The organism is Nitratidesulfovibrio oxamicus, assembly GCF_015731765.1.
Taxonomy (GTDB): Bacteria; Desulfobacterota; Desulfovibrionia; order Desulfovibrionales; family Desulfovibrionaceae; genus Cupidesulfovibrio; species Cupidesulfovibrio oxamicus.
Genome location: NZ_VRYY01000062.1, coordinates 1 through 7,766 on the forward strand (window position 1 = coordinate 1; position 7,766 = coordinate 7,766).

The window sequence follows — 7,766 nt, forward strand, 5'->3', positions numbered from 1 at the left end:
AACGCTACCTCGCCGCCGCCCATGGCACGCCGCTGGCCGCACACCTGCCCGCCGCCTATGCCGACCCGGCGCTGCGCATCGTCGCCCACCGGCTGGCGTTCACCCACCCCCGCGCCGAGGCACTGAAAGCACTAATGGACACGCGGGTGCACACCGCATGGACGTGGTTCATGGATCCCATCGTGGGCGCACGGGCAGGGCTGGCCTCGCTGGGCTATGCCGCCGGGGCCTGCCCGGTGTCGGAACGGGTGGGCACGCAGGTGCTGAACTGGCCGTGCGTGGTGGAACAGGGCGCGGAAGGTCCGCTGCTGGAGTTTTTCGCGCAGGTGGCCAGTCAGGCGTAGTAAAGACGGTCAGCGCCCGGGCCACCTGTTGACGAGACTCGCCACATGCATCATTTCTGGGAATATGGTTCAGACGAATTCATAGGCAGAAACGATGCATACGGATATTCCAGACCGCTCCCCGGCGGGTCCGCAACCGGATGACCTGCAGAGGACAACTGGCCCCCGTCGCAGCCTGCGCGGCGGGGCCGCCATCGGGCTGACCGGCATCTTCTGCGCGTTGGGGTTGATATGCGTGCTGGCCACCGGCTCTCTGGTGGTGGGCAGGCTCGACGCCTTCGAACACGACCTGTCCGTGGCCAACGCGCACCGTGCGGGCAACGCCATCCTGCACGACGAGCAGCGTGTGGACGCCCTGCTCAAGGACTGGGCATGGTGGGACGATTCCTACCAGTTCATGGCCGACGGCAACCCCGCCTACATCGAAAGCAACATCACCCCCGAAGTCTTTCGCGACCAACACCTGGACGCCATCATCTTCATCGCGCCGGACGGCTCGGTGCGGCACGCCGCCGCGCCTGGCACCGTCAGCGACAGGCTGGGCATGCCGGAGCCGTCCCTTGTCGCCTTCGTGCGACGGCATGCCGCCAGCCTGCCCAGTGGCGGTTCGCGAGAAGGCGCGCTGGGGCTGGTGCATCTGGATGACGACATCTGGATGGCCGCGTGTCGCCCGGTACTCGATTCGCAACAAAGCCGCGAAGCACGCGGCTGGATGTGGATGTTCCGCCTTGTCGACGCGGAATACCAGAAAGAACTTTCGCACCGGACGGAGCTGGTTCTGGGCATCGCGCCAGCCACGCCGGACCGCCTGCCCCCCGTGCTGGGCGAACTTGCCACTGCGACGGCCACCGCCCCCTTCGCCCCTCTGGTGCACACGACCTCGGACACCATCTGGAGCGGAGCGGTGCTGCCCGATCTTGGCGGCGGCGCCCCCTTGGCCGTCACCGTCCAGGCACCCCGCGCCCTGGGCAAAACCGCCCGCAACATCGTGCACAGCGGCCTGCTGGTGGTGCTGACGCTCAGCATCCTGACGTTGATCGCAGGCCTGCTGTTCCTTGACAACCGGGTACTGTCGCGCCTTGCCGCACTCAGCGCCCAGGTTGCCGCCAACGTGCCCGCCGCCAGGCTGGCCACCATGCCGCAGGGCGGCGACGAACTGGACAGGCTGGCCCTGGTCACCTCGTGGGCGTTCCAATCCATCCGCGAAAACGAGCAGTTCCTGTCCGAGATGCTCGACGCCCTCAAGGTGGGCGTCATGCTGGTGGACCGCGAAACCCGTGCCATCGTCAGCATCAACAGCCACGCCTGCGCGCTGCTGGGGCGCGACGCCGCAGAGGTGGCCGGCAGACGCTGCCACCAGTTCGCATGCCCGGCGGAAGAAGGCGCATGCCCGGTGTGCGACCTGGGGCTGCCCATGGATCATGCCAGGCGCACCCTGCTGACGGCCACCGGCAACCTGGACATCCTGAAGTCCGTGGTGCCCATATCGCGCAAGGGCAAGGAATACCTGCTCGAAACCTTCATCGACATCAGCGACCTGGAACACACCCGGCGGATGCTGGAAGAGTCGGAAGAGCAGTACCGGGCCATGTTCCTGAACACCGGCACGCCCGCCATCCTCATCAACGAGGACACCACCATCGCGCTGGCCAACCCGGAATTCCTGCGGCTGGTCCGCATGGGCGAGGCCGACCTGGACAACCGCCCGTCGTGGACCGGCTTCTTTCACGAGCACGACCTGCCCCGCATGCTGGGGTACCATGCCGACCGGCGCAACGGCGTTGCCGCCCCGCGCGAATACGAAACCCGGCTGATCGACGCCGCCGGGGGGCTGCATCATGTGGCCATGACCGTGACCATGATTCCCCATACCCGCCAGTCGGTGGCCTTCATCCGCGACATCACGGACATGAAGCTGGCCGAAGCGCAGCTGCAGGAACTGGCCTTCACGGATTCGCTCACCGGCCTCGCCAACAGGCTGCGCGGGCTGGAAACCCTTGACGGCATGCTGGCCCACGCCCGCCGCACGGAACAGCCGCTGGGCGTGCTGCTGCTGGATCTGGACGACTTCAAGCTGGTCAACGACTCCATGGGCCACGCCACGGGCGACGTGGTGCTGATGGAGGTGGGCAGGCGGTTGCTGGAAGTGCTGGGGCCCGACGAGACGGTGGCGCGCCTTGGCGGCGACGAATTCATCATCGTCACGGCGGCGCCAGGCGGAGCCGAGGCCCATGCCGAACTGGCGCAACGGCTCGTCGCGGAATTTTCCACGCCATTCCGCGTGGCGCATTCCGAAGTGTACCTTGGCGTCAGCATCGGCATCGCCGCCTTTCCCGCCGACGGAGACACCGGGGGACATCTCGTGCGCTGCGCCGACCTGGCCATGTACCGGGCCAAGACATCCGGCAAGAACACCTATCACCTCTACACCCCGGAACTGACCCGCGCGGCCCAGCACCGCCTGGAGGTGGAGGCAGAATTGCGCCCCGCCATCACGCTGGGGCACATCGTGCCCTACTACCAGCCTGTGGTGGACCTGGGCAGCGGACGCATCGTGGGGGCAGAGGCGCTGGCGCGCTGGCGCAAGCCGGACGGCACCCTGGTCTCGCCCGCCGAGTTCATTCCCGTGGCCGAGCAGACGGGCCTTGTCACCAGCATCGACATGGCCGTGCTGTCGCAGGCCTGCCCGCAGGTGCAGGCATGGACGGAAGCGGGTCTGGGCCGGTTGCGCGTATCGTGCAACATTTCGGCGCGCCACCTGCAACGCGGCAACCTGTCGGGGGGCATCCGCGCCATTCTCGACGCCAGCGGGCTACCCGCTGCGCAACTGGCTCTGGAAGTTACCGAAACCGTGTACATGGAAAACATCGACAAGGCCCGGACCATGCTCGACGCGGTAACGGATCTTGGCGTGCGCATCCTATTGGACGACTTCGGCACCGGTTATTCGTCGTTGTCGTACCTGCAATCGCTGTCGTTCGACGTCATCAAGATCGACCGTTCGTTCGTGAAGGACCTGCCCGACGCCTCGTCGCTGGCGCTGCTGCGGGCCATGCTGGGCATTGCCGCCGGGCTTGGCGTCATCTCGCTGGCCGAGGGCGTGGAAACCATGGAGCAGTTCGTGCTGCTGAAATCGCTGGGGTGCGGCAGGGGGCAGGGCTACCTGTTCTCGCCTCCGGTGCCCGCCGCGCAGTTCGAGGAGTTGCTGCGTCAACAGAAGGCGGGCAAGCGGTTTCCCTGAGCAGACCCGGCGCGCCGCCCCCAACCGGACGGCGGGGGGGACTGCCCCCGCGAAAATCACGTGCCGCACCTATGGACAAGCGCCACGCGCAAGCGTATCTAGCACGCCACGTAGAAGGGCCGGAAATTCCGGCGGAAACGCGGCGCGCCAGTGTGCCGCGCCGCCCCCGGATTGTCGGCCACCCACCCGCGCGCGGAACGGAGGTTCCGCACGTCATCATGACGCCACCGCACCCCTTCCATCCCGTACATCCGAACGGCAACGCAGCCGCATTGCACGGTTTTCATCGTCCGCGCAACGTAGGCCGCGTATGCCGCGCGCACCACGCGACCCTGCGCACCCCGGCCCCGGCAACATTGCCCACACCCGTCCGGGCACGCAGGGCAGCAGGCCGTTCCGCAACGCCGCGCGTTCTGCTATAACAACCCGGACGACGACAGCACATTACCCCATCACGAGGTATCGCATGAAGGTCATCATCATGTGCGGGGGCAAGGGCACCCGCCTGCGCGAAGAAACCGAATTCAAGCCGAAGCCCATGGTCGAGATCGGCGGCCGCCCGGTGCTGTGGCACATCATGAGCATCTACGCCCGCCACGGCCACAAGGATTTCATCCTGCCGCTGGGCTACAAGGGCGAGGTGATCAAGCAGTATTTCCACGACTACCGCATCCGCAACACCGACTTCACCGTGGACCTCGCCACCGGCGCCATGACCACCCACGAGTGCAACAGCTGCACCGACTGGAAGGTGACCCTGTGCGACACCGGGCAGGAAACCCTGAAGGGCGCGCGCATCAAGCGGGTGGCCCAGCACATCGACACCGACCGCTTCATGGTCACCTACGGTGACGGCGTGTCGGACATCGACATCGACAAGCTGGTGGAGTTCCACAAGAAGTCTGGCAAGATCGGCACCTTCACCGGCGTGCGCATGCCCTCGCGCTTTGGCGCGGTGCAGACCGACGCTGACGGCAACATCCTGTCCTGGCAGGAAAAGCCGGTGCTGAACGAATACATCAACTGCGGCTTCTTCGTGTTCAAGCGCGAATTTCTCGACTACCTGGACGAGGACGAATCGTGCGACCTGGAAAAGCAGCCGCTGGAACGCCTGGCCGCCGACGGTCAGCTGTCCATGTACCCCCACGAAGGCTTCTGGGAATGCATGGACACCCTGCGCGACTGGCAGAAGCTGAACGCCATGTGGGACAAGGGCAGTGCGCCCTGGGCCAAGGGCTTCAAGGTATAGCCTGATCACGGTTCAGATGGGCCTTTCGCCCGCTGGCGGACCGACCCGAAGGGCGCGAAGCGTGCCCGTTAGGCGAACCTGAGAGCCTTACGGGCATCGAGCGCAAAGCGGTCAAACTGCGCCCGCCATTCGGTCGAATACAGCAAGAGTATACTCCCTCATGGCGGGCTTGTTTTCCTTGCCAGCGAACGAAAATCCCATCTGAAAAAACCGGCTTGGTTTCATTCCCGTCTCAGACTCCGCACTACCATATTTCGAGGGTGCTGGGGGCATAGCCCCCAGCCCGCCGGAGGCTGACAAAACTCCCCTGAACGGAGAGACATACAATGTTTGCAGATGCCTATCGCGGCCGCAAGGTGCTGGTCACCGGCCATACCGGGTTCAAGGGGTCGTGGCTGACCGCGTGGTTGTTGCAGCTTGGCGCGGAAGTGGCCGGGCTGTCGGTGGATGTGCCCACCAGCCCCGCCAATTTCGACGAGATGGGCCTTGGCGCCCGCATCACGGACATCCGCGCCGACATCCGCGACCGCGCGGCGGTGTGCAAGGCCGTGGCCGACTTCGCGCCCGAGGTGGTGTTCCACCTGGCGGCGCAGGCCCTGGTGCGCAAGTCGTACGACGACCCGGCGGCCACCATAGAGGCCAACGCCATGGGCACCCTGAACATCCTGGAGGCGGTGCGCTGCGCGCCTTCGGTGCAGGCCGTGGTGTGCATCACCTCGGACAAGTGCTACCGCAACGACGAGTGGGTGTGGGGCTACCGCGAAACCGACCACCTTGGTGGCGAGGACCCGTACTCCGCGTCCAAGGGCTGCGCCGAGATCATCGCGCACTCGTACTTCCGCTCGTTCTTCAGGAACGGCGTGCGCTGCGCCACCACCCGCGCGGGCAACGTCATCGGCGGCGGAGACTGGGCGGCGGACCGCATCGTGCCCGACTGCGCGCGGGCGTGGGCCGAGGGCAAGGCCGTGCAGATCCGCAGCCCGTGGGCCACGCGCCCCTGGCAGCACGTGCTGGAGCCCCTTTCCGGCTACCTGTGGCTGGGTGCCAAGCTGCTGCTGAACGAGCAGGGGCCGTTCCCCCTTTCGGGCGAGGCCTACAACTTCGGCCCGGCGGCGGACGTGAACAACAACGTGGCCGAGGTGGTGGACGCCCTGGCCCCGTACTGGCCCGGATTCGCCAGCGAAATGGACCGCGCAGGGCAGGCGGGCATGAAGGAATGCACCCTGCTCAAGCTGTGCTGCGACAAGTCGCTGGCGTACCTTGGCTGGCAGGCCACGCTGAACTTTGCCGAAACCATCCGCTTCACGGCGGAATGGTACCGCGCGTTCTACGCGCCGCAGGGTGCCGCCCGTCCGGACATGTACGCCTTCACCATGAACCAGATCGCGGAATACTCCGACAAGGCCGCCGCCAAGGGCCTTGCCTGGGCGAAATAGCCCGCCGCGCAAAGGATGCTGCCGTGAACGCCACGACCATTGACGGGGTGGTGACGCTGGACCTGCGCGTCATCCCGACAGAGGGCGGCCCGGTGCTGCAAATGCTGCGGCCCGATTCGCCCATGTTCACGAGTTTCGGCGAACTGTACTTCTCGGAAGTGGAACCCGGCGCGGTAAAGGCGTGGAAGCGCCACACCCGCCAGACGCAGCACTTTGCGGTGCCCGTGGGGCGGATGAAGGTGGTCATCCACGACAGCCGCCCCGGCTCGCCCACCTTCGGGGTGACGGAAGAATTCCTGCTGGGCAGGCCGGACGACTACCGGCTGCTGCGCATCCCGCCGCTGGTGTGGTACGGGTTCACGGCGGTGGGCGAAACACCCGCGCTGATCTGCAACTGCGCGGACATTCCGCACGACCCCACGGAAAGCGAACGCGCGCCGAAAGACGCGCCGGAGATTCCGTACCGCTGGTAGGCGGCGGGCAGCGGGCATAGTTGCCACAGGACGCCGCCCGCATCACAACAGCACGCACACGCACCAGTCCGATTTCATGATGGCCCCGTGGCGGCCCCACGGCCACCACGGGGCCGACACCGAATTTCCCGTCCACAACCTGCCTCGCGGCGCTCCCGCGTCCGCGCCAACACCAGAGCGACACGCCATGACCACCCCCGCCTTGCGTCTTTCCCGGTCCATCGTGGGCCAGGCCGAAGCCGACGCCGTCAGCCGCGTCATCCTCGAGGACGGCTACCTCGGCATGGGCAACGAAGTGAAGCGCTTTGAAGAAGACATCGCCGCCTACCTCGGCGTGCCCGCGCAGAACGTGGTCACCGCCAACACCGGCACCGCCGCCCTGCACCTGGCCGTGCAGGCCGCCGTGCAGCCGGGCGCGGAAGTGCTGGTGCAGTCGCTGACCTTCGTGGCCTCGTTCCAGGCCATCAGCGGGGCCGGGGCCGTGCCCGTGGCCTGCGAGGCCCTGCCGGAAACCTGCACCATCGACCTCGCCGACGCAGAGCGCCGCCTGACCGGGCGCACCGCCGCCATCATGCCGGTGCATTACGCCAGCAACCCCGCCGGGCTGGACGCGGTGTACGCCTTTGCCCAGAAGCACGGCCTGCGCGTCATCGAGGACGCGGCCCACGCCTTCGGCTGCCTGCACGATGGCCGCATGATCGGCACCTTCGGCGACATCGCCTGCTTCAGCTTCGACGGCATCAAGAACATCACCAGCGGCGAGGGCGGGTGCATCGTCACCGCCGACCAGACCGTGGCCCAACTGTGCCGCGACGCACGCCTCCTGTCCGTGGCCAACGACACGGAAAAACGCTTCTCCGGCCAGCGCAGCTGGGATTTCGACGTTACCCGGCAGGGCTGGCGCTACCACATGAGCAACATCATGGCCGCCATAGGCCGCGTGCAACTGGCCCGCCTGCCCGGCGAATTCGCCCCGGCGCGCATGCGCCTGACCGCGCGCTACCGCCAGCGGCTTGCCGGCGC

The 7,766-nt window shown here is 66.8% G+C and carries 5 protein-coding genes and 1 pseudogene; all 6 read left to right on the forward strand.

Annotation, left to right across the window (positions count from 1 at the left end; translation table 11 throughout):
• A pseudogene (locus tag FVW20_RS02895) lies at window positions 1-344 on the forward strand (DegT/DnrJ/EryC1/StrS family aminotransferase); the annotation flags it as partial.
• A 94-nt stretch (window positions 345-438) separates the two neighbouring features.
• Window positions 439-3,585 carry a bifunctional diguanylate cyclase/phosphodiesterase gene (locus tag FVW20_RS02900; RefSeq protein ID WP_196608220.1) on the forward strand — a complete coding sequence of 1,049 codons (3,147 nt, stop codon included), beginning with the start codon at window positions 439-441 and terminating at the stop codon, window positions 3,583-3,585.
• A 466-nt stretch (window positions 3,586-4,051) separates the two neighbouring features.
• Window positions 4,052-4,834 (forward strand): glucose-1-phosphate cytidylyltransferase, encoded by a 783-nt coding sequence (rfbF, locus tag FVW20_RS02905; protein ID WP_007524976.1) that lies wholly within the window; start codon window positions 4,052-4,054, stop codon window positions 4,832-4,834.
• A 326-nt stretch (window positions 4,835-5,160) separates the two neighbouring features.
• A complete protein-coding gene (gene rfbG / locus FVW20_RS02910) occupies window positions 5,161-6,270 on the forward strand; it encodes a CDP-glucose 4,6-dehydratase (protein WP_196608221.1) in 1,110 nt (369 codons plus the stop codon).
• A gap of 23 nt (window positions 6,271-6,293) precedes the next feature.
• A complete protein-coding gene (locus FVW20_RS02915; RefSeq protein WP_196608222.1) occupies window positions 6,294-6,743 on the forward strand; it encodes a cupin domain-containing protein in 450 nt (149 codons plus the stop codon).
• 187 nt (window positions 6,744-6,930) lie between these two features.
• Window positions 6,931-7,766, forward strand: an 836-nt coding sequence (locus FVW20_RS02920; protein ID WP_196608223.1) for a DegT/DnrJ/EryC1/StrS family aminotransferase, incomplete at its 3' end; no start/stop codon positions are given.

Coding starts and splice junctions, on each gene's coding strand:
- FVW20_RS02900 (WP_196608220.1), top strand. CDS start 439: ATGCATACGGATATTCCAGACCGCTCCCCGGCGGGTCCGCAACCGGAT.
- rfbF (WP_007524976.1), top strand. CDS start 4,052: ATGAAGGTCATCATCATGTGCGGGGGCAAGGGCACCCGCCTGCGCGAA.
- rfbG (WP_196608221.1), top strand. CDS start 5,161: ATGTTTGCAGATGCCTATCGCGGCCGCAAGGTGCTGGTCACCGGCCAT.